22 protein-coding genes and 1 rRNA gene are annotated in these 20,730 nt (G+C 45.1%); 18 read left to right on the top strand and 5 right to left on the bottom strand.

The window, feature by feature from the left end; genetic code table 11:
• Window positions 1–13 precede the first annotated feature (13 nt).
• Entirely contained in the window at window positions 14–913 is a 900-nt protein-coding gene (locus tag MTR82_RS16730) for a TIGR01777 family oxidoreductase (protein ID WP_246809973.1), read from the bottom strand.
• A 92-nt stretch (window positions 914–1,005) separates the two neighbouring features.
• On the opposite strand from MTR82_RS16730, the gene recX reads away from it, so the two are divergent.
• The 3 genes from recX to MTR82_RS16715 are packed head-to-tail and all read left to right on the top strand — an operon-like array spanning window position 1,006 to window position 2,393.
• A complete protein-coding gene (recX, locus tag MTR82_RS16725) occupies window positions 1,006–1,815 on the top strand; it encodes a recombination regulator RecX (protein ID WP_052652392.1) in 810 nt (269 codons plus the stop codon).
• Window positions 1,805–2,137 (top strand): YfhH family protein, encoded by a 333-nt coding sequence (locus MTR82_RS16720; RefSeq protein ID WP_052652390.1) that lies wholly within the window; start codon window positions 1,805–1,807, stop codon window positions 2,135–2,137. Before recX ends, MTR82_RS16720 begins: the two co-directional genes overlap by 11 nt.
• 4 nt (window positions 2,138–2,141) lie before the next feature.
• On the top strand, window positions 2,142–2,393 hold the full coding sequence (locus MTR82_RS16715; protein WP_052652388.1) for a YfhJ family protein: 252 nt from the start codon (window positions 2,142–2,144) through the stop codon (window positions 2,391–2,393).
• A 41-nt stretch (window positions 2,394–2,434) separates the two neighbouring features.
• Here MTR82_RS16715 and MTR82_RS16710 read toward each other — a convergent pair whose 3' ends face one another.
• The gene (locus MTR82_RS16710) at window positions 2,435–3,415 is read right to left on the bottom strand and encodes a metal-dependent hydrolase (protein ID WP_052652384.1); all 981 of its coding nucleotides are present in this window, start codon (window positions 3,413–3,415) and stop codon (window positions 2,435–2,437) included.
• 102 nt (window positions 3,416–3,517) lie between these two features.
• Between MTR82_RS16710 and mutY the strand changes: the two genes are divergently transcribed.
• The 9 genes from mutY (at window position 3,518) to nikC (ending at window position 13,599) form a co-directional block, all read left to right on the top strand.
• Entirely contained in the window at window positions 3,518–4,597 is a 1,080-nt protein-coding gene (gene mutY, locus MTR82_RS16705) for an A/G-specific adenine glycosylase (protein ID WP_110925636.1), read from the top strand.
• A 2-nt stretch (window positions 4,598–4,599) separates the two neighbouring features.
• Complete coding sequence (gene fabL / locus MTR82_RS16700) at window positions 4,600–5,346, top strand: enoyl-[acyl-carrier-protein] reductase FabL (protein ID WP_052654602.1); 747 nt, start codon at window positions 4,600–4,602, stop codon at window positions 5,344–5,346.
• Between the two features lie 106 nt (window positions 5,347–5,452).
• Window positions 5,453–5,998, top strand: coding sequence for a nucleoside tri-diphosphate phosphatase (gene ntdP, locus MTR82_RS16695; RefSeq protein WP_052652382.1), 546 nt, complete (start codon window positions 5,453–5,455; stop codon window positions 5,996–5,998).
• Window positions 5,999–6,057: 59 nt separating this feature from the next.
• Window positions 6,058–7,803: an ABC transporter ATP-binding protein gene (locus MTR82_RS16690; RefSeq protein ID WP_052652380.1), complete on the top strand. Its 1,746-nt coding sequence runs from the start codon at window positions 6,058–6,060 to the stop codon at window positions 7,801–7,803.
• A 162-nt stretch (window positions 7,804–7,965) separates the two neighbouring features.
• Window positions 7,966–8,985: an ABC transporter ATP-binding protein gene (locus MTR82_RS16685; RefSeq protein WP_246809972.1), complete on the top strand. Its 1,020-nt coding sequence runs from the start codon at window positions 7,966–7,968 to the stop codon at window positions 8,983–8,985.
• Entirely contained in the window at window positions 8,960–9,943 is a 984-nt protein-coding gene (locus MTR82_RS16680) for an ABC transporter ATP-binding protein (RefSeq protein WP_052652376.1), read from the top strand. The genes MTR82_RS16685 and MTR82_RS16680 overlap by 26 nt, the downstream gene beginning before the upstream one ends.
• 29 nt (window positions 9,944–9,972) lie before the next feature.
• Window positions 9,973–11,604, top strand: a complete 1,632-nt coding sequence (locus tag MTR82_RS16675; RefSeq protein WP_246809971.1) for an ABC transporter substrate-binding protein — start codon at window positions 9,973–9,975, stop codon at window positions 11,602–11,604.
• An 85-nt stretch (window positions 11,605–11,689) separates the two neighbouring features.
• Window positions 11,690–12,694 (top strand): ABC transporter permease, encoded by a 1,005-nt coding sequence (locus MTR82_RS16670; RefSeq protein ID WP_052654600.1) that lies wholly within the window; start codon window positions 11,690–11,692, stop codon window positions 12,692–12,694.
• A 17-nt stretch (window positions 12,695–12,711) separates the two neighbouring features.
• Window positions 12,712–13,599, top strand: a complete 888-nt coding sequence (nikC, locus tag MTR82_RS16665) for a nickel transporter permease (protein WP_246809970.1) — start codon at window positions 12,712–12,714, stop codon at window positions 13,597–13,599.
• Between the two features lie 52 nt (window positions 13,600–13,651).
• Here nikC and MTR82_RS16660 read toward each other — a convergent pair whose 3' ends face one another.
• Both MTR82_RS16660 and MTR82_RS16655 read right to left on the bottom strand, forming a co-directional pair.
• On the bottom strand, window positions 13,652–14,737 hold the full coding sequence (locus tag MTR82_RS16660; RefSeq protein WP_052652373.1) for an FUSC family protein: 1,086 nt from the start codon (window positions 14,735–14,737) through the stop codon (window positions 13,652–13,654).
• A 39-nt stretch (window positions 14,738–14,776) separates the two neighbouring features.
• Complete coding sequence (locus MTR82_RS16655; protein WP_246809969.1) at window positions 14,777–16,063, bottom strand: glutamate-1-semialdehyde 2,1-aminomutase; 1,287 nt, start codon at window positions 16,061–16,063, stop codon at window positions 14,777–14,779.
• 120 nt (window positions 16,064–16,183) lie between these two features.
• Between MTR82_RS16655 and bcp the strand changes: the two genes are divergently transcribed.
• The 4 genes from bcp (at window position 16,184) to perR (ending at window position 18,735) form a co-directional block, all read left to right on the top strand.
• The gene (bcp, locus tag MTR82_RS16650) at window positions 16,184–16,660 is read left to right on the top strand and encodes a thioredoxin-dependent thiol peroxidase (RefSeq protein WP_246809968.1); all 477 of its coding nucleotides are present in this window, start codon (window positions 16,184–16,186) and stop codon (window positions 16,658–16,660) included.
• Window positions 16,661–16,673: 13 nt separating this feature from the next.
• Window positions 16,674–17,615, top strand: coding sequence for a D-2-hydroxyacid dehydrogenase (locus MTR82_RS16645; RefSeq protein ID WP_246809967.1), 942 nt, complete (start codon window positions 16,674–16,676; stop codon window positions 17,613–17,615).
• Window positions 17,616–17,617: 2 nt separating this feature from the next.
• Window positions 17,618–18,169, top strand: a complete 552-nt coding sequence (locus tag MTR82_RS16640) for a cob(I)yrinic acid a,c-diamide adenosyltransferase (RefSeq protein ID WP_052652366.1) — start codon at window positions 17,618–17,620, stop codon at window positions 18,167–18,169.
• A gap of 122 nt (window positions 18,170–18,291) precedes the next feature.
• Entirely contained in the window at window positions 18,292–18,735 is a 444-nt protein-coding gene (gene perR, locus MTR82_RS16635) for a peroxide-responsive transcriptional repressor PerR (RefSeq protein ID WP_052652364.1), read from the top strand.
• 92 nt (window positions 18,736–18,827) lie between these two features.
• Here the strand turns inward: perR and MTR82_RS16630 are convergent, their stop codons facing one another.
• Window positions 18,828–19,181 (bottom strand): YgzB family protein, encoded by a 354-nt coding sequence (locus tag MTR82_RS16630; protein ID WP_052652362.1) that lies wholly within the window; start codon window positions 19,179–19,181, stop codon window positions 18,828–18,830.
• 182 nt (window positions 19,182–19,363) lie between these two features.
• Between MTR82_RS16630 and MTR82_RS16625 the strand changes: the two genes are divergently transcribed.
• Window positions 19,364–20,230, top strand: coding sequence for a nucleotidyltransferase-like protein (locus tag MTR82_RS16625; protein ID WP_052652360.1), 867 nt, complete (start codon window positions 19,364–19,366; stop codon window positions 20,228–20,230).
• A 426-nt stretch (window positions 20,231–20,656) separates the two neighbouring features.
• Window positions 20,657–20,730: ribosomal RNA gene (locus tag MTR82_RS16620) — 16S ribosomal RNA — on the top strand; the annotation flags it as partial.

The following is a 20,730-nucleotide window of genomic DNA, read 5'->3' as shown; positions in this document are numbered from 1 at the left end:
CTCCATTATAGTCTTATTTATAGATATCAGCCAGTGCCGATTGCAGACTGGGATAGTCGAATTGAAATCCGTGCCGCTCGAGTGCTTTCGGAAGAACACGCTGGCCTTCAAGGACGAGACGGCTCTTATCCCCGAGTACCGCCTTTAGTGCAAATCCTGGAACTGGAATCCAATGGGGTTTATTCAGCGTTTTGCCAATCTGCTTGCCGAAATCTTTCATCGTTTTCGGGTTCGGGGCGGCGACATTAAAGGGACCGGAAAGCCCGGGAGTTTCGATGGCGAATTGGATGGCCCTTGCCGCGTCTTTGACATGGACCCATGACAGCCACTGCCTGCCGCTGCCCACAGTGCCGCCAACAAATAATTTATAAGGCAAAGCCATTAAAGGGAGGGCCCCATCTTTTTCACCAAGAATGATGCCAAACCTTGCAAATGCTACTCTTACGCCATAAACGGAAGCGTGGTCCGCGAGTTTTTCCCAATCGATTACGGTTTTTGCCAAGAAATCATTTCCTCTGTCGCCTGAAGCTTCTGTGTAGGTGACAGTCGTGGAAGCAGGGTAAATTCCAATCGCGCTTGCATTGATCAATACTTGCGGCTTTTTCTTCAGCTGATCGATGATGCGGATTAGCTCATGCGTCGATTCAATGCGGCTGCTGTAAATCTCTTTTTTCTGTTCGTCGCTCCACCGGCCGTCATTGATCGAACTTCCGGCAAGGTTAATGATGGCATCGATTCCTTCAAGTTCCCGTTCAGGCGTACTTCCGGCTTTTAGCCATTCGATATACTTCGTGTTCGGTGTAGAAGGTTTCGGGTTTCGGGTCAAAATGTAGACGATGTGTCCGCCCGTATGGAAAAGCCTTGTCAACTCTTTGCCGACAAAGCCTGATCCGCCTGTAATTGCTATCTTCATCATCATCCCTCCTGTTTCTCCTATAGTACCCACAATCCATGCATTTAAGCGCTCAAAAGGGTATAATAATGAAGGAAGAGAGGTGCCGGTAAATGCCGATTATTTCGAAAATCACGCAAGGCAAAAAGAATCCCGAAAGGTATAATATTTTCTTTGAGGATAAATTTGCATTCAGTGTCGATGAAGCGGTACTTGTTAGGTATCAGCTCACCAAAGGGAAAGAACTGGACCAATGGACAATTGAAGAAATGGCTTTCGAAGACCAAATTCGCAAAGCCTACAATACAGCCCTTCATTACCTTGGCTTCCGTATGCGAAGCGAAGGAGAAGTGCGGACCAAACTGAAAGAAAAAGAGTATGGGGAAGCAGTCATAGATGAAGCGATCAAAAAGCTCTATGTACATAAGTTCCTCGACGATCGGGCTTTTTCAGAAGCATTGATGCGGACCCAGATGAATTCAGGCAAAAAGGGGCCGCGTGCCATCCAGCAGGATATGCAAAAGAAAGGAATTGATAAACAGATGCAAAAAGAAGTTTTAGATTCCTACACCGAAGAAGAGCAGCTTGAAATTGCGAGAGGACTCGCCGAAAAAATTGCCGCGAAAGAAAAAATGAAAACCCCGAGCCAAGTAAAGCAGAAAATCAGTGATTTCCTGATGAGAAAAGGGTATTCCTATACGCTAATCAGCCAAGCCATCGAAGAGCTGGAGCTTGAAAAAGATGACGACCAGTGGACTGATATTGTCAATGAACAAGGCGATAAACTATGGCGGAAGCATAGCCATAAATTGACCGGCTACGATTTGAAATCAAAAGTGAAGCAGGGCCTTTACCAGAAAGGCTTTCCAGCAGAAGTGATCAATGACTACTTGGATAAAAAGGAGCAAGAAAATGACGGATGAAAAACGCTATAGCCAAATGGATGAAAATGAATTGCGCAATGAAATTGCCAAACTGAAAGAAAAAGCGAGAAAAGCGGAGCAATTGGGCATCATTAACGAATTTGCCGTGTTGGAGAGAAAAGCGGTAATGGCGGCTGCTTACTTGATGGATCCAAAAGACTTCAAAAAAGGCGAAGTCTACCGCATCGAAGGAGATCCGAACGTCTATTTCCAAATCGACTATTTGAAGGGCCGGTTTGCTTGGGGCTACCGGATGGGTGGAGAAAAGCATACAGAAGCGCTGCCAATTTCCATGCTGCGGCCGTTAAAGGAAGGGAAGTAAGCCAATGAACGAAATCATTGACCAGCTAGTGATAGAATTGCTTGAAAAAAATACGAATCTTTCAGAAGAAAAAGCACGGACTTGGATTGAGCTGCTCGTTTCGGATTTTGAAGCCTCTTATGCAAAAGCAGGCTATGACTACCAAGGGACAGCAGTAGTGGAAAAAGTCATTCGCCAATGGATTTCAAGCTACGGCGATAAAATCCATGAATTCGCCGGGACGAATCCCAAATACGCACATCTTCTAGAAGACTAAAAAAACGCACACAGAGCTGTGTGCGTTTTTTCTATGGAAAGCTAGTTATGGCTAAAGTCGAGTTTTTTCCTTAACTTATCTTCGCTGAAGATCCAGCCCGTATAAGAATTGAGGATTTTGCATTTTTCGTCGAGATGGGCGACTGCCACAAACGGATAATAATCATTGCTCCGGTAGCGAAGGTCAATCAGGCGCACTTCATAAATGGCATCGTATTTTGTAATTTCCCAGCGGTAGAGCGGAGAAAAAGAAACGAAAGCCGCCAGATTTTTGTCTTTCATGGCTGCCTGGAATAGGTTGGAGTCCGGCAGCGGCTTTTTCATGAACTTGTCATAGATATTGATTGAACGCCCATAAGCACGGCCGACATAATGGTGGGTAGCCGTATCAGCCGCAATGCGCCATTGAAAAAAGCGCATCGTCGGGGCGACAATGATATGCGTCGTTCCCGGAATGGTATGCTGAACCGCTTTTTTGACGGCATGTTGGACCGCAAATCGGGCTACATAATAGAAAAACAGGACACTGTACAATATCGCCATAGTCCATACAGGATGTGCCCCAAATGCCCAGCACATCAAAGCGAGCAGATGCGCCCCAAAAATGATGGGATCAAACGTATTGATGACGCCGAGCGCAACCCATTTATTGGAAATTGGCCGCAGTGCTTGTGTTCCATAGGAATTGAAGATGTCGACAAATACATGCAAGAATACCGCCAAAAACGTCCAAAGCCATAAGTGGAGAAGATTGGCTTCCGGAAAAATCAGCCATAAAGCGCCCGAAATTAAAATCGGCCAGAGCAAAACGGCCGGTATGGAATGGGTCACTCCCCGGTGGTGGCGGATATAGACCGCGTTGTCTCTAAGTTTAAGAACCGTGTCGATATCCGGCGCCTGTGAACCGATGATGGTTCCGGCAATAACTGCTGTGGTTGTAATGGCGCTGCCGGCGACTGCCGGGTCTGCCATGGCAAGGCCGCCCAGAGCTATTCCCATAACAATATGCGTTCCTGTGTCCATAGGCGCGCCCCCTTTCTGATCAAATAAAAACGTCTAAATGCAGCAAAAGACCGCATATTATATCTATATATACCCGCTATTAAAAGCGAATAATCAAACTGAATGGAGGCAACCGCCATCGAATTCAATAAAAACGAATTTCAACAAGATCTGATCCGATGGTTTGCAGCGGAGAAACGCGATTTGCCGTGGCGCCGGACAGCCGACCCCTACCAAATTTGGATTTCTGAAATCATGCTGCAGCAAACCCGGGTGGATACCGTTATTCCATACTATACCCGCTTTGTCGAAAAATTTCCCACTTTATACGATCTGGCAGAAGCCGATGAAGAAGTTCTCCTAAAGCAATGGGAAGGGCTCGGCTATTATTCACGCGCACGAAATCTTCAGGCCGGAGTCCAAGAAGTGGCCGAAAAATACGGTGGGATAGTTCCGTCAAACCGGAAAGACATTTCATCCTTAAAAGGCGTCGGCCCTTATACGGCCGGTGCCGTTCTCAGCATTGCCTACGGTGTGCCGGAACATGCGGTCGACGGAAACGTGATGCGCGTCTTGTCGAGAATTCTCTTGATCGAAGAAGATATCGCCAAACCGAAAACCCGGAAAATTTTCGAAGAAGCCGTGATGGAAATCATCAGCCATGAAGATCCATCGTCTTTCAATCAAGGGCTGATGGAGCTGGGGGCGCTGATTTGTACGCCGACTTCGCCGAAGTGTTTGCTTTGTCCGGTGCGGGAACATTGCGCTGCTTTCCATGAAGGCAAACAGCACGAATTGCCGATCAAGACAAAAGCGAAAAAGACGAAAGCCACTCAATATGCGATGCTCGCAATCGAAAAAGAGGATAAAGTGCTTCTGGAGAAACGCCCGTCTTCTGGGTTGCTGGCAAATATGTGGCAATTCCCGATGCTTGAAGTGACCGCGGAAACGCTGCCACTTGAAATCGAAGAGCAGCTTTCCGAAAGTTTTGCAGGGGAAGTGCAGTCGGTCGAAAAATTTACTTCTTTTAAACACGTGTTTTCTCATTTAACATGGAATGTGGATGCTTACACAGCAAAAGCAGGAAATTTAACGTTGCCTGCCCAGATGAGATGGGTGACGGCTGAAGAATTGGAATTGCTTCCGATTGCAGGGCCGGCCCAGAAAATGAAAACAGCTTTATTACAAAAAGGAGATGTTTGATGATGGCAGAACAAAAAGTGGCATTAGTGACAGGAAGCAGCCGGGGATTAGGAAAAGCTTTGGCCATTGCGCTTGCGGAGCAAGGCTATGATATTGTGGTCAATTATGCACGAAGCAAAAGTGCAGCACTTGATACGGTGAAAGAAATCGAGGCGAGAGGGCAAAAAGCATTGTTGGTGCGTGCGAATGTCGGAGACGTTGAAAAATTGCGCGCCATGTTCGAAACGGTCAAGGAAGAGTTCGGGCGTTTGGATGTCTTCGTTTCAAATGCAGCGTCCGGCGTTTTGCGTCCGATTATGGAACTCGAAGAATCCCATTGGGACTGGACGATGAACATTAATGCGAAAGCCATGCTGTTTGGTGCGCAGGAAGCAGCGAAATTGATGGACAAAGGCGGGAAAATCGTCGGCGTCAGTTCGCTGGGATCGATCCGCTATTTGGAAAATTACACGACTATTGGTGTATCAAAAGCAGCAGTGGAATCCATTACCCGCTACTTGGCGGTAGAACTGGCGCCAAAAGGAATTTCGGTTAATACCGTTTCCGGTGGTGCACTGGATACAGAAGCGCTGAAGCATTTTCCAAACCGCGAAGAATTGCTGAATGATGCGCGCGTCAACACGCCGGCCGGCCGGATGGTAGAGATCGATGATATGGTGAAAACCGCGTTATTCTTGATTTCGGACCAGGCGGATATGATCCGCGGGCAAACGATTATTGTCGACGGTGGACGCTCAGTCATGTTGTAAGCCTATTGCCTAGCCGTCTTTTTACTGTATGTTTTCAGAATTGATTGATATAATGATGAAATAGCAGAAAATATATAAACGGCTTAGACGAAAAGGTGTGATAGACATGGCGGTTCCCACGGAGGGAGAAACGATACAGATCCACAGCTACAAACACAACGGCCGAATCCACCGTGTCTGGCAAGAAACAACGGTATTGAAAGGAACAAACAACATCGTAATTGGTGCAAATGAGCGGACGATGGTGACCGAATCCGATGGAAGAACATGGATTACGCGGGAACCTTCCATCTGCTATTTCCATGCGGAGCATTGGTTTAATATCATTTGCATGCTTCGTGACGACGGCGTTTATTATTATTGCAATGTCAGTTCTCCATTTGTTTATAATAATGGATCATTGAAGTATATCGACTATGATTTGGATGTTAAAGTGTTCCCTGATATGTCGTACACCTTGCTGGACGAAGATGAATATGAAGATCATAAACGGCAGATGGGTTATCCGGAAGTGATCGACCAGATCCTCCATCGAAACGTGGAGAAATTGATTGGCTGGATCAAACAGCGGAGAGGGCCCTTTGCCCCTGACTTCATTGAAGTTTGGACGAGCCGCTATGAATTCCATAGGCAGTACCGGCTCACTGAGTAAAATGAAAACCTGTTGCCAGCCAACAGGTTTTTCATTTTGAAAAGATTGGAGTGAACAGATTGAGCCCGACAAAACGCTATATGCAATTTGTAAAACCGTATTACTGGCAAATTGCATTAACCATCATTATTGGGATTTTTAAATTCGCGATTCCTTTATTCATTCCGCTGCTGATCAAAATTGTCATCGACGATATCATCGGAGCAGAAGGATTATCGAGCGATGAAAAACTGAACTACCTGTATCTTTGGCTAGGGGGGACAGCCATCCTGTTCTTTCTGCTGCGCCCGCCGATTGAATACTACCGGCAGTATTTTGCGCAATACGTCAGCAATAAAATCCTGTACGACATCCGGCAGCACCTTTATGGGCATCTGCAGCGCTTAAGTCTGCGCTATTATGCGAATACTCGAGCAGGCGAAATCATCTCACGCGTCATCAATGACGTGGAGCAGACGAAAAACTTCGTCATGATCGGCCTAATGAATTTATGGCTGGATCTGGCGACGATTTTAATCGCGATCGGCATCATGCTGACAATGGATATTCCGTTGACGATCGTAGCGCTCCTGGCATTCCCGTTCTATGCCTTTAGCGTCAAGTACTTCTTCGGAAGATTAAGAGACCTGACCCGGGAACGTTCGCAGGCACTTGCCAATGTGCAAAGCTATTTGCATGAACGCGTCCAGGGAATGAGCATCATTAAAAGCTTTGCGCTAGAAAAGCATGAACAAAAGATTTTTGATGAAACGAACGACGGATTTTTAGAAAAAGCGATAGACCATACAAAATGGAATGCCAAAGCATTTGCGGTCGTCAATACAATAACGGATATTGCACCTTTACTGGTCATCGGCTATGCCGGCTACCAAGTCATCCAAGGGAATCTTTCTTTAGGGACAATGGTTGCCTTTATCGCCTATATCGAACGCCTTTACAATCCGCTTCGCCGTCTGGTCAATTCATCGACTACCTTGACGCAATCTTTTGCTTCGATGGACCGCGTCTTTGAACTGGTCGATGAAGAATACGAAGTGACCGATAAAGAAGGCGCGAAAGATTTAGGAGTTGTCGATGGAAAGCTTGAGTTCAGAGGGGTTTCCTTCCATTACAACAACGGGGAAACCGAAGTGCTTTCCAATCTGAATTTTACTGTGAAGCCAGGTGAAACCGTCGCCTTTGTCGGAATGAGTGGCGGCGGGAAGTCGACGATTGTTTCGCTCATCCCGCGTTTTTATGATGTAACGGAAGGCGCCATTTTGTTGGATGACCATGACCTGAAAGATGTGACCATCCATACGCTGCGCGACCAGATCGGTTTGGTTTTGCAAGACTCCATCCTTTTCAGTGATTCAGTGAAATCGAATATCCTGATGGGGAAACCGGGTGCAAGCGATGAAGAAGTCATAGCGGCTGCGAAAGCGGCAAACGCGCATGACTTTATCGAAATGCTGCCGAACGGCTACGATACAAAAGTGGGCGAGCGCGGCGTGAAATTATCAGGCGGCCAAAAGCAGCGCATCGCCATTGCGCGCGTCTTCCTGAAAAATCCGCCAATCTTAATTTTGGACGAAGCGACTTCTGCGCTGGATTTGGAAAGTGAAGCGCTGATCCAAGATTCTTTGGAACGGTTAGCCCATGACCGGACGACCTTGATAGTCGCCCATCGTTTATCAACGATTACTCATGCAGACCAAATTCTCGTAATTGACCACGGGAAATTAGAAGAGAGAGGCACTCACGATGAACTGATGAAAAAACAGGGAGTGTACTATAATTTATTCCAAGTTCAGCATTTTAATTGATAGTTCTTTAGACCCTCAATCATTTTGAGGGTCTTTTTTTGATATGTATCATAAAAAGAGCTTTATGTCTTAAAAAGCTATTGCAATAATACTAATATTACGTATAATAAAAACACATAGAATTTTCTGATTTAAATAGAGAATATGAGGGGTGATGACACCATGAGAGAACGAAAAACCATACTGGACGTGAAAGGCCTAAAGACCTCCTTTTTCACAGATGATGGAGAAGTTCCAGCTGTAGACAATATTGATTTTCATATACGAGAAGGCGAAGTGCTCGGCATCGTCGGCGAGTCAGGATGCGGGAAAAGTGTTACATCCCTATCAATTATGGGACTTGTGCCAAGCCCTCCTGGGAAGATCACCGGAGGAGAAATTTTATTTCAAGATAAAGATTTAACAAAATTGAACGAGAAAAAAATGCGTGCAATCCGTGGGAATGATATCGCAATGATTTTCCAGGAGCCCATGACATCGCTCAATCCGCTGTTTACGATCGGCGACCAACTGCGCGAAGCGATCAAAATCCATAAACGCGACTGGTCCAAGAAACAGATTCAAGAACGGGCAGTCGAAATGATGAAATTGGTCGGCCTCCCGCGTGCTGAAGATTTGATGAAAGAATACCCTCACCAGTTATCTGGCGGAATGCGACAGCGTGTCATGATTGCCATGGCCTTGCTGTGCGACCCGAAAGTCTTGATCGCGGATGAACCGACTACTGCATTGGACGTAACCATCCAAGCCCAGATTTTAAAGCTAATTAAAAACTTGAATGAAACGTTAAATACAGCGGTCTTATTAATTACTCACGATTTAGGGGTTGTGGCAGAGACGTGCGAACGGGTCATTGTCATGTACGCAGGAAAAGTAGTTGAGGAAGGGCCAGTACATACCATTTTTAAAGATCCGCAGCATCCGTATACAAGAGGGCTATTAGAGTCCGTTCCGGATATGCGTTTTAAAAAGGAGCGTTTATATTCCATTCCAGGAAATGTGCCGAAGCCGGGATCTATTCGGACCGGCTGCAAATTTGCCGCAAGATGCGAATTTGCTTTTGACCGCTGCTTGAACGAAAATCCTGACCTCTACCAGACGGCGGATGACCACCAAACCCGCTGCTTCTTATTTGATTCGAAGGAGGTTCAGGCTCATGACCGAACCGTTGTTAAAAGTTGAAGGCTTAAAAAAGTATTTTCCGATTAAGTCGGGAGTCTTAGGGCAAGTGAAAAACCACGTCAAAGCGGTTGATGATGTTTCCTTTGTGGTCCATGAAGGCGAAACACTGGGAATCGTTGGAGAATCCGGCTGCGGGAAATCCACTACCGGCCGCATGCTGATGCGGCTGCTCGAGCCGACAGACGGCAAAGTGTTTTTCGATGGCAAAGAGTTAACCGATTTGTCGAATCAGGAAATGCGAAAAATGAGACGGGATATTCAAATGGTGTTCCAAGACCCATACGCTTCATTGAATCCGCGCCATACAATTGAAAAAATCCTGATGGAGCCGTTGAATGTCCATGAAATCGGGGATCCGAAAGAACGCAAAAAGAAAGTCCATGAATTTTTGGAAATCGTCGGATTGAGCAGCTACCACGCCAAACGCTATCCGCACCAATTCAGCGGCGGGCAGCGCCAACGCATCGGAATAGCCCGGGCGTTGATGACGAACCCAAAACTGATCATTGCCGATGAACCGGTATCGGCTCTCGATGTATCCATTCAAGCGCAAGTTCTCAACTTGATGCAGGATTTGCAGAAAGAGCTGAAACTTACTTATATTTTCATTGCCCACGATCTGGGGGTTGTTCGCCATATCAGCGATCGGGTAGGTGTGATGTATTTAGGCCAGATGGCGGAATTGGCCGATAGCGAATCGTTGTATGAGAAGCCGCTTCATCCTTATACACAAGCCCTGTTGTCCGCAGTTCCTGTGCCGGATCCGGATTTTACCCGTGAACAAGTGGTTATAAAAGGAGATGTGCCGAGCCCGGCAAATCCGCCGAGCGGCTGCAGGTTCCATACACGCTGTCCATTTAAAATGGATATTTGTGAGACCACAGTGCCTAAGTTTGCAGAAGTTGAGAAAGGTCATTCTGTAGCCTGCCATCTTTATAAAGAATCCAGGCCGCAATGATAATAAATACCAAAAATGGAGGGGTAGATTTGAGAAAGAAAAAGATCGTATCATTAGCAATCTTGATGCTTCTGTTGATTTCCACGGCATTGTTCGGCTGTAGTTCAGACGATTCTTCTAGCGGCAATAGCGGAGATAGCGGAAGCAGTGGCGACAGCGGAGATTCTGCTGAAGAAAAAGTATTGATTTTTGGCCGAGGCGGAGATTCCGTGTCGCTTGATCCGATTGCAGTAACCGACGGTGAATCTTTTAAAGTCACAAAAAACATTTTTGATACATTAGTAAACTTTGGTGAGCAAGATACAGAAATCCATCCTGCCCTAGCGACAGAATGGGAAGCTGCTGAAGACGGTTTAACTTACACGTTCCAATTGGAAGAAGGCGTTAAATTCCATGATGGCACTGACTTCAATGCAGAAGCTGTTGTGGCGAACTTTGAGCGTTGGGCTGCTGGAGACGCAGACAAATTCCCATACTACGCTTCCATGTTTGGCGGTTTTGGAGATGAAGAAGGCCACGTAATCGATTCAGTTACTGCAACTGGAGACTACGAAGTTGAATTCAAATTAAAACGTCCACAAGCACCATTCTTGAAAAACTTGGCAATGAGTCCTTTCGGAATTGCTTCACCTACAGCTTTTGAAGCTGCAGGCGACAAATTCGGTGATCAGCCAGTAGGTACAGGTCCATTCAAATTCGTTGAATGGAAACGCAATGACTCAGTTACAATCGAAAAATTCGAAGATTACTGGGTAGAAGGCGAACCGAAGCTTGACCAGGTCATCTTCCGTTCAATTCCTGATAACTCAGCTCGTTTGAACGCATTATTGTCAGGCGAAATTGATTTGGCAGACGGCATCACGCCATCTGATTCCGAAACAATCGAAAGTGATGAAAACCTACAATTATTCGAACGTCCGTCAATGAACGTTGGCTACCTTGGTTTGACGGTTACACGTGAACCATTTGATGATCCAAAAGTTCGCCAAGCGATGAACTATGCAATTGATAAGCAAGCGATTGTTGATGCATTCTTCGAAGGCCGTGCAGATGTAGCGGCTAACCCAATGCCATCAGTCATCAGCGGATACAATGACGAAATTGATCCTTACCCGTACGATCCAGAAAAAGCAAAAGAATTATTAGCTGAAGCGGGTCTTGCAGACGGTTTCGAAATGGAACTTTACGCAATGCCGGTTCCACGTCCATATATGCCGGACGGCCAAAAAGTTGCAGAAGCGATCCAAAAGAACTTGGCTGATATTAACGTAAAAGCTGAAATCGTTTCATTCGAGTGGGCAACTTACCTTGAAAAAGCTGCAAATGGAGAAGCAGATGCTTTCCTATTAGGTTGGACTGGGGATAACGGCGATGCCGACAACTTCCTATATGTATTGCTTGACCAGGATAATATCGGTTCAAACAACTACACTTACTATGAAAACCAGGAGTTGCATGATCTGTTTATCCAAGCACAAACTGAAGTGGATGAAGAAGTGAGAAACGACTTGTACAAACAAGCTCAAGAAATCATCCATGAAGACGCTCCATGGGTTCCGCTTGCACACTCTACACCGCTTCTAGCTGGCGGCAAGAATGTTGTGAACTTCAAAGCGCATCCAACTGGCTCTGACAAATTGGCTTCTGTAGATTTAGAGTAGGCTTTTTAAGAGGAGAAGTCGTCATGATTTCTCCTCTTTTTTCTTAGTTTAGATACATACTGCAAGAGATGGAGAGGTGAAGAAAGTGCTTCACTATATAGGGAGACGCATTTTACAATTAATTCCTGTGCTTTTGGGCATGACTTTTATCGTGTTTTTGATCATCCGGGCAATTCCGGGCGATCCAGCTCAAGTCATCTTGGGGCAACAAGCATCCGAAGAAGCGATTAAGGCTCTAAGAACAACCTTAGGTTTAGATAATCCATGGTATATCCAGTATTTTGATTATTTAAAAGGGTTGGTTACAGGGGATTTAGGAGAATCGCTAAGAACTCGTACTCCAGTAATGGATGAAGTTTGGCCTTATTTAGCTGCTACCATTGAGCTATCGGTTTTCGCGATCATTATCGCAGTCATCATCGGCATCAATGCCGGCATCATTTCTGCTTGGTTCCAGAACTCTTGGTTCGATTATTTGGCTATGATTATTGCATTGGTCGGAGTATCCATGCCGATTTTCTGGCTTGGCCTTATGAACCAATGGATCTTTTCGATTGAATTGGGGATATTGCCGACCACAGGCCGGGAAAATGTTCGGGATCCAGTAGAAGTCATTACGAATTTCTATATTATTGATACGATACTGACCGGACAGTTCGATCAATTGTCTACAGTATTAAAGCACTTAGTATTGCCGGGAACCGCTTTAGCGACCATACCAATGGCAATTATTGCCAGAATGACCCGTTCAAGCATGCTTGAAGTGATGCGTTCTGATTACGTGCGTACGGCTCGTGCAAAAGGCTTGAAAATGTTCTTCGTCGTTTACAAGCACGCTTTGAAAAATGCGATCATCCCTGTTTTGACGATTATCGGTTTGCAAATGGGCTTGCTGCTTGGCGGCGCCATTTTAACGGAGACAATCTTCGGCTGGCCGGGGATCGGACGCTACATCTATGAAGCAATCGGCTTCCGTGATTATCCGGTAATCCAGTCCGGAATTTTGATCGTCGCATTCATCTTTGTCATGATCAACTTATTTGTGGATCTTCTCTATAGCTTAGTAGATCCGCGCATCAAATATGATTAAGGAAGGAGGAGTTCTTAATGGCTAATGCTGTAGCAAATAAAAACGACGTACAGATCGAAAAAGTGGCGGGCCCCTGGAAAGAGGCTTGGCGCGGATTCAGAAAAAGCAAAGTCGCGGTAATCGGGATGGGCATTGTTATTTTCTTCATTTTGCTGGCGATTTTCGGTCCGCTGTTTACACCGCAAGGCATCAATGAACAAAACTTAGGCAATCGCCTGTTACCTCCTTCCAGCGATCATTGGATGGGGACGGATGATTTTGGCCGGGATATTTTATCGCGAATCGTTTACGGTGCAAGAATCTCCCTATGGGTAGGTTTCCTTGCTGTTATCGGTTCCGTGATTATTGGAAGCATTTTGGGCATCCTAGCAGGCTATTACGGAAAATGGGTAGATACCATCATTTCACGTATTTTTGATATCATGTTGGCATTTCCAAGCATCCTTCTGGCAATTGCTGTCGTATCGGTGCTAGGGCCGTCACTTCGAAATGCTTTGATTGCCATTGCAATTATCAACGTGCCGAACTTTGGCCGACTGATCCGTTCAAAAGTATTGAGTATTAAAGAAGATGAATACATCATGGCGGCTAAAGCGATCGGCATGAAAGACAATCGGATCCTGTTCTCGCATATCTTGCCGAATTCCATGGCGCCGGTAATCGTTCAAGGAACATTGGCAATTGCAACGGCTATTATTGAAGCGGCTGCTTTAGGGTTCCTTGGATTAGGAGCACAGGCACCTGATCCGGAATGGGGAAAAATGCTGGCAGATTCCAGATCCTATTTGACCAATGCGCCTTGGACCATGATTTTCCCAGGGGTAGCGATCATGTTGACAGTTCTTGGGTTTAACTTAATGGGAGACGGGCTGCGCGATGCACTCGATCCTCGCATGAAATCCTAATAAAAAAGAGTGGCCAGGGGATATCCCTTGGCCACTCTTTTTTATTGCTGCATTAGATTACATCTTCCAAATCGCTTTCAATCTCGTCTGCATGGAAATTATGGTAGGAAACAATCAGCAAATCCAAATGTTCAAGCTGTTCTTCATAATCCAGGATGGCTGATAGCACATGCATTAAATGATAAATGGAAAATTCACTGTCATTTTCTTCTTGAGCAAGATTGATTTCTTTTACAAATATTCCCATCACTTCATTTCGCTTCATAGCGGCTTCCGGGCCGAGAGCAAGATTATGTTCGGGCTTTAATTTCCCGACATATTTCATATAAAGCTGTTCATGATACCCGGCGAGCCTTTCCAACTGTTCCTGGACCATCATGTGAAAATGCTCCGGAAGCTCGGTCAGCTTGTTTTCAAAGCGGTGAAGCCGTTTTAAGACCTCCAAGCTTTTTTTCGATGTGAGAATCATTTGCCGATACATCACTAATTTGCGCGCTTTCACATACTGCTGCTTTTTGGTATAGCTGCGTTCTTCTTTGTAAAACGTATACCATTGATCGACTTTTGAAAGTTTGTCTTCTAACTTGTCGATGTCGTCTTTAATCGACGTGTAATCTGAAGTATGAAGGATCGAGACTCGAATCCACCGGATCACTTCTTCACTGACATCGTGGATCGAACCGAAAAGGCGATTTTCATATTTGGGCGGCAAAAAAATCAAATTGACGACAAATGCAGCTAATATCCCAAGCAAGATTGTCAGGAAACGAAGTGTCGCCAATTCCAAGAAGTTTTGGTCATGAGCTTCCATGATAATGATCAGCGTGACCAGCGTTAAAGGCACCGGCTTCTCCAGTTTCAGCTTGAGCATGATGACAATCGCTAAAACAGCTGCCAATCCAATGGTTAAATAATTGGTGCCGATTGTCAAAACGAATACAAAGGCAATGACGGCGCCAATTAAATTGCCGTAAATCTGGTCGAGCACGGTCAAAAATGACCGGTAAATGGAAGGCTGTATAGCGAATATAGCGGCAATCCCAGCAAAAAGAGGGGAAGGCAATTGCAAAATATCTGCAAGAAATAAGGCGAATGAAATCGCGATTCCTGTTTTAAAAATACGAGCACCTAATTTCATAAAACCACCCACCCCTTTCTTTGGTCATTTGTTTCTTGCTTAAAGCTGGCGGAACGCTTCGCGTACAGCTTGAATCGACGTTTTCACATCTTCTTCAGTATGTTCGGTCGTTAAAAACCAGGCTTCGTATTTTGAAGGCGCCAAGTTGATGCCTTGTTCCAGCATCAATTTGAAGAACCGGCCGAAAATTTCACCATCGCTTGCTTCTGCCTGTTCATAATTTTCGACTTTTTGGTCCGTAAAGTAAATGGTTAAAGCGCCTTTTAAACGGTTAATGGTAATTGTTACGCCAAATTCAGCTGCAGCTGCCAAGATGCCTTCTTCCAATTGGCGGCCGAGTTCGTCCATTTTCTCATAGACGCCTTCTTCGCGAAGGACTTCCAAACATGCGATGCCTGCTTGAATTGACGCCGGATTGCCGGCCATAGTTCCTGCTTGATAGGCAGGCCCAAGTGGAGCGACAGTCTCCATAATTTCTTTTTTGCCGCCGTAAGCCCCGATTGGCAGGCCGCCGCCAATGATTTTCCCGAGAGCAGTCAAATCAGGCGTTAACCCAAGAAGATCCTGGGCACCGCCGTAATGGAAGCGGAAAGCGGTGATGACTTCATCATAGACGATCAAAGCGCCTTTTTCTTTGGCGATGCGGTGCACTTCTTCTAAAAAGCCTTTATTCGGCTCAACGATTCCGAAATTCCCGACAATCGGTTCCACTAAAATACACGCAATTTGGTCTCCCCATTTGTCCATGGCTTCAGCGAAAGCTGACGTGTCATTGAATGGTATTGTAATCACTTCTTCGGCAATCGTCTTTGGAACTCCTGCAGAGTCGGGTGTCCCGAGTGTAGCAGGGCCAGATCCGGCAGCGACAAGCACCAAATCCGAATGGCCGTGATAGCAGCCTGCAAATTTCATGATTTTTGTACGCCCTGTATAGGCGCGGGATACACGGATGGTCGTCATAACGGCTTCCGTTCCGCTATTCACGAAACGGACTTTGTCCATTTTCGGCATCGCTTCTTTTAGCATTTTCGCGAAAGTGACTTCATGGCGTGTCGGTGTTCCGTATAACAAGCCGGTTTCAGCGGCATGCGTAATGGCTTTTGTAATATGCGGATGTGCGTGGCCGGTAATGATTGGGCCATAAGCTGCCAGGTAGTCGATGTATTTATTGCCATCGACGTCCCAGAAATAAGCGCCTTTTGCGCGTTCCATGGCAACCGGAGATCCTCCGCCTACGGCTTTATAAGAGCGCGACGGGCTATTGACTCCGCCGACGATATGTAATAATGCTTCTTCATGCAATTTTTCAGATGTAGAATGGTTCATTTTGATAGCCTCCTAATTGTGTCTACTCTTCATTGTAGACAATATTAGGGGAGAACGCCAAAGAAATTGAATATGGCGCGGCTGTCCGGTACGATAGATAGTAGAAAAGGAGTGGTAAAGATGACAACATTAGAAGGTTTGCAAGCGCCTGATTTTTCGCTGAAAAATGAAACGGGCAACACCATCGCTTTGACCGATTTTGCAGGAGACAAATATGTGGTCCTTTATTTTTATCCGAAAGACATGACGCCAGGGTGTACGACCCAGGCGTGCGATTTCCGCGACGCGGAGAAAGATTTCTCCGAATTGAATGCCGTGATTCTAGGCGTCAGCGCCGATTCGGAAAAGCAGCACGGGAAATTCATCGAAAAGCACGGCTTGCCATTCTCTCTATTAGTGGATGAAGACCACGCGCTTTCGGAGAAATACGGTGTCTGGGTACAGAAGAAAATGTACGGCAAAGAATTTATGGGCATCGAACGCTCGACTTTCCTGATTGATCCAACGGGAACGGTTGTCAAAGAATGGCGGAAAGTGAAAGTGGATGGCCATATAGAAGAAGTGCTCAACACCTTGAAATCTTTGACGAATCAATAAAGGGGCGGAAACAATGGAAGTGCTTTTTACTTTTGTGCCAAAAGACCATCAACAGGAAATGCTGGAAAAGGAATTCCCGAACGTGGATTTCCATTTTACGAAACAAGACAAATCTCGGCTTTCGCACGCAGAAATTGTGGTCACATATGGAGAAGATTTAACGGCTGAGGATATCGAAAAAGCGGCAAATTTAAAATGGATCATGGTGGCAAGTGCTGGAGTAGAAAAAATGCCGCATAAAGCGATTCTCGAAAAAGGAATTACCGTGTCCAATGTCCGGGGCATCCACAAAACACCGATGGCTGAATCGGTATTGGCGCATCTGCTGTCGATTAAGCGATCTCTTCCAACCATTTATGAAAAGCAAACGCAGAGAGAATGGCATCGCAAAATCCGTTCCAGTGAATTGTCCGGCTCTACCGCTTTGATTATTGGCCCAGGGGCTATCGGCGGTGAGATCGGCCGTTTGCTTCAGGCTTTCGGCGTATCCACCATTGGCTGCAACCGTTCAGGAAAACAAGCCGACTATATGAATGAAATGGTGTCATTTGAAAACATTCTGGAAGTGTTGCCAAAAGCGGATACTGTGATTTCAGTTGTGCCTAGCACCGAAGAAACAAGAGGAATGCTAGGCAGTGAACATTTCAAGGCGATGAAATCCCAAGCGATTTTTATGAACTTCGGAAGAGGAGACCTTGTGCCGGAAGACGTGCTGGTAAAAGCGCTAAACGATGGGGAAATTGGATACGCGGTCTTGGATGTTTTTGAACAAGAGCCGCTTCCATCAGACCACCCTTTGTGGGGCATGGAGAATGTGGTGGTTTCACCTCACGTGTCCAGCCATTCGGGCCGCTACGTGGAACGGGCATTGGAAATTTTCGCGCCTAACCTGAAAAAATGGTTAGAAAATAATTCCGATCTTACCAATCAAGTAAATATGGAAAAGGGGTATTGACTGTGAAAATCTATACAAAAACAGGCGATAAAGGTACCACATCCCTCGTATACGGCACTCGGGTTGCAAAGAATGACGCGCTCGTCGAAGCATATGGCACTTGCGATGAAGCCAACTCCATGATTGGCCTTGCAATAGGCCATATGAGCAATGAGTTCTTTCAGGAAAAAGAACAGCTGGAATCCGCTTTTCATGAAATCCAGACGACATTATTCCATGTTGGAGCTGAATTGGCAACGCCTGCCGGCAAAGAAGTCAAGTGGAAGCTTAAAGAGGAAGACATCACAAAGCTAGAAGGCTGGATCGATCAATACGATGCAGAAGTTCCGGCACTTAAAAACTTCATTTTGCCCGGCGGACATCCTGCAGGAGCTTCGCTTCACGTCGCACGGACAGTGGTCAGAAGAGCGGAAAGGGCAGCCATTTCCATCGGGGATTCCGTATCGCCGAATGTATTGGCTTATCTGAACCGTTTATCTGATTTCCTCTTTGTCGCTGCGCGGTTGATCAATCAGCGCCTGGGGAAAATTGAGAAAGGGCTTCATCAGTCGTAACTAGGTGATAAAGCCTGGAAAGCTTGACAATATAGTGATTTCTTGACATGCACTCTCTTTTTTAAGTACACTAATTATAACGATTATAATATAAGAATATTTATGAAGTGAGGTGCACAGCGATGTCTGACGGACAATTAAAGGACGCGCTTGATGCTTTGAAGTCTACAGGTGTGAGAATCACTCCACAACGCCATGCGATTTTGGAGTATATGATTCATTCTACAATGCACCCAACAGCGGATGACATTTATCGCGCGCTTGAGAAAACTTTTCCAAATATGAGCGTTGCAACAGTTTATAATAATTTACGGGTGTTCAGAAAAGCGGGATTGGTAAAAGAATTGACGTATGGCGATTCTTCCAGCCGCTTCGATTTTGTGACCAACGACCACTATCATATGATCTGCAATGATTGCGGGAAAATCGTAGATTTCCATTACCCAGGACTGGATGAAGTGGAGCATCTTGCTTCGCATGTTACCGGATTCCAAGTGGATTATCACCGTCTTGAAATTTACGGAACATGCCAGGAATGTTCTGAAAAAACTGCAAAAGCCCAATAATTGACGAGCATGTTCTGCATGCTCGTTTTTCTTATGCCGATTTGCAGAAAAAAATCGCTGGAGCATATAGGAGCTCCAGCGATTGGCAATGATTATAATTTAGAATTTTTCTTATTGTAGTTGACATCGAACTCTTTTCCTTCAAGAGCAGGATCCATAGTCAAAGGTTCGCGGCAGTGCATGCACATGTCTACACGGCCAAGCATTTTTGTATGTCTTCCGCAATTCGGGCATTCAACGGGAACGGTTTTCATGGAGAGCAATCCGATCCATGCATAAACAGCTGTACTTCCGACGATGGCAATAAGGCCGAGCAGCATGAAGATCACCATCACAACCGGGTGGCTTCTAAAATAGATGCCGACGTACATAATGACAATGCCGATGAAGATCAGCGACAGGGCAAAAGTCCGAATGCGATTGATTTTATTTTTATAAGGTTTCATTATTTATTTCCTCCTTGCATCCATCATACTATATCATAAATGCATCGAAAAAGTGATAATGATTCATAGAGGCAGGAATCTAAAAGAAATATGTCGAAATAAAGAATACAAGAGCCGGTGTGTGGCGAAATAAGCGGGCTGACATAACTGCATGTCCGATAGAATGCAAGGAGTGGAATTCAATGGAGCAGATTCTTAGACCGATTTACCAAGAGCGTGCCAGCCAGGAAAGTACGTTGGGAGTTATAGTGGTCGAAAAAAGAGAAAAGGTAAGCCCGATTACGGATACATTTGATACGATTCTTTTAATCATTACAAAAGAGAATGAAACTTCGGTCTTCACTAAACACTATACGTATCTTGATAAAAAAGCAGCCATGCATATTATCACGGAAAAACAATTGCATAAATGGCTATTGCTAGGAACGAACCGAAAAATTGTGGACTGGCTATTTCACGGAAAGATTATTTACGACCGCAACGAATTTATGGAAAAGCTGAAACGGGAGTTGAAAGATTTTCCTTTCTACGGACGAAAGATCAAAATGGGGATGGAGTTTGCCAAGTTAATCCGCCGATACTTGGAAGGGAAAGTATTCTTCGAAGAAAGAAATTATTTGGATGCCTATCACCATATTGTAGAATCGTTGCATCATTTAGCCCGATTAGCTGTACTGGAAAATGGTTTGCCGCCCGAAGTGACCGTTTGGACTCAAGTGAAACAAATGGAGCCGGCCATTTACAAACTTTATGAAGAATTGGTAACGAGCGATGAATCCATTGAGAAAAGATTGGAGCTTTTATTCTTGGCCAGTGAATTTTATATTCATTCTCGTACGAATGACGGAGCTCGTCATATTCAAGAGATCATGGCAGGCAAAGACCAATGGACGATCCAGGAGCTTCATGAACAAGAAGAGCTTCGGAATTATTCTTCAGACTTAGAAGTATTTATCGAATACCTGGTCGACAAAGAATTAATTTTCGTAAAAAGTGTTAATACGAAAAGTGATGGAATCTTCCATAGATATTATTATGTGAAAAGTTAATCAGAGAATAAGTTCATAACGAGCCGATCGTTCAATAAATAAAATCGGCTCGTTTTTATTTATTGAAATTGAAGCATATATAGAAGGAAAATTATTTGAGAATCCTGTTAAGACAAGGGAAGATAAGTAATCATATTTTTTTCGCAGAATCTGTTGACAAAGAAGCGGGATCCATATTATGATAATACACGTCGCTAAGAGATAAACGATTTCACGAGAAAATAATTATTGTGATAAAGTGCTTGACTCTTTTGAGAAGCGATGATAAATTAGAGAAGTCGCTTTTACAGGACAGCAAAACATGAACCTTGAAAACTGAACAGCAAAACGTCAATAAATTACTGATCAGGCTTTGTCAGATCAAAGCGAATCGTGCGCCTTTTCGGAGGCGGCGATGCGCCAGCATTGAGCAATCAACACTACTCTATAATGGAGAGTTTGATCCTGGCTCAGGACGAACGCTGGCGGCGTGCCTAATACATGCAAGTCGAGCGGAACTG

The sequence above is a fragment of the Planococcus ruber genome, assembly GCF_022819085.1.
Lineage (GTDB): Bacteria > Bacillota > Bacilli > Bacillales_A > Planococcaceae > Planococcus > Planococcus ruber.
Note: the sequence above shows the minus strand (reverse complement) of the source record. Positions and strands in the feature narration are given on the sequence as shown.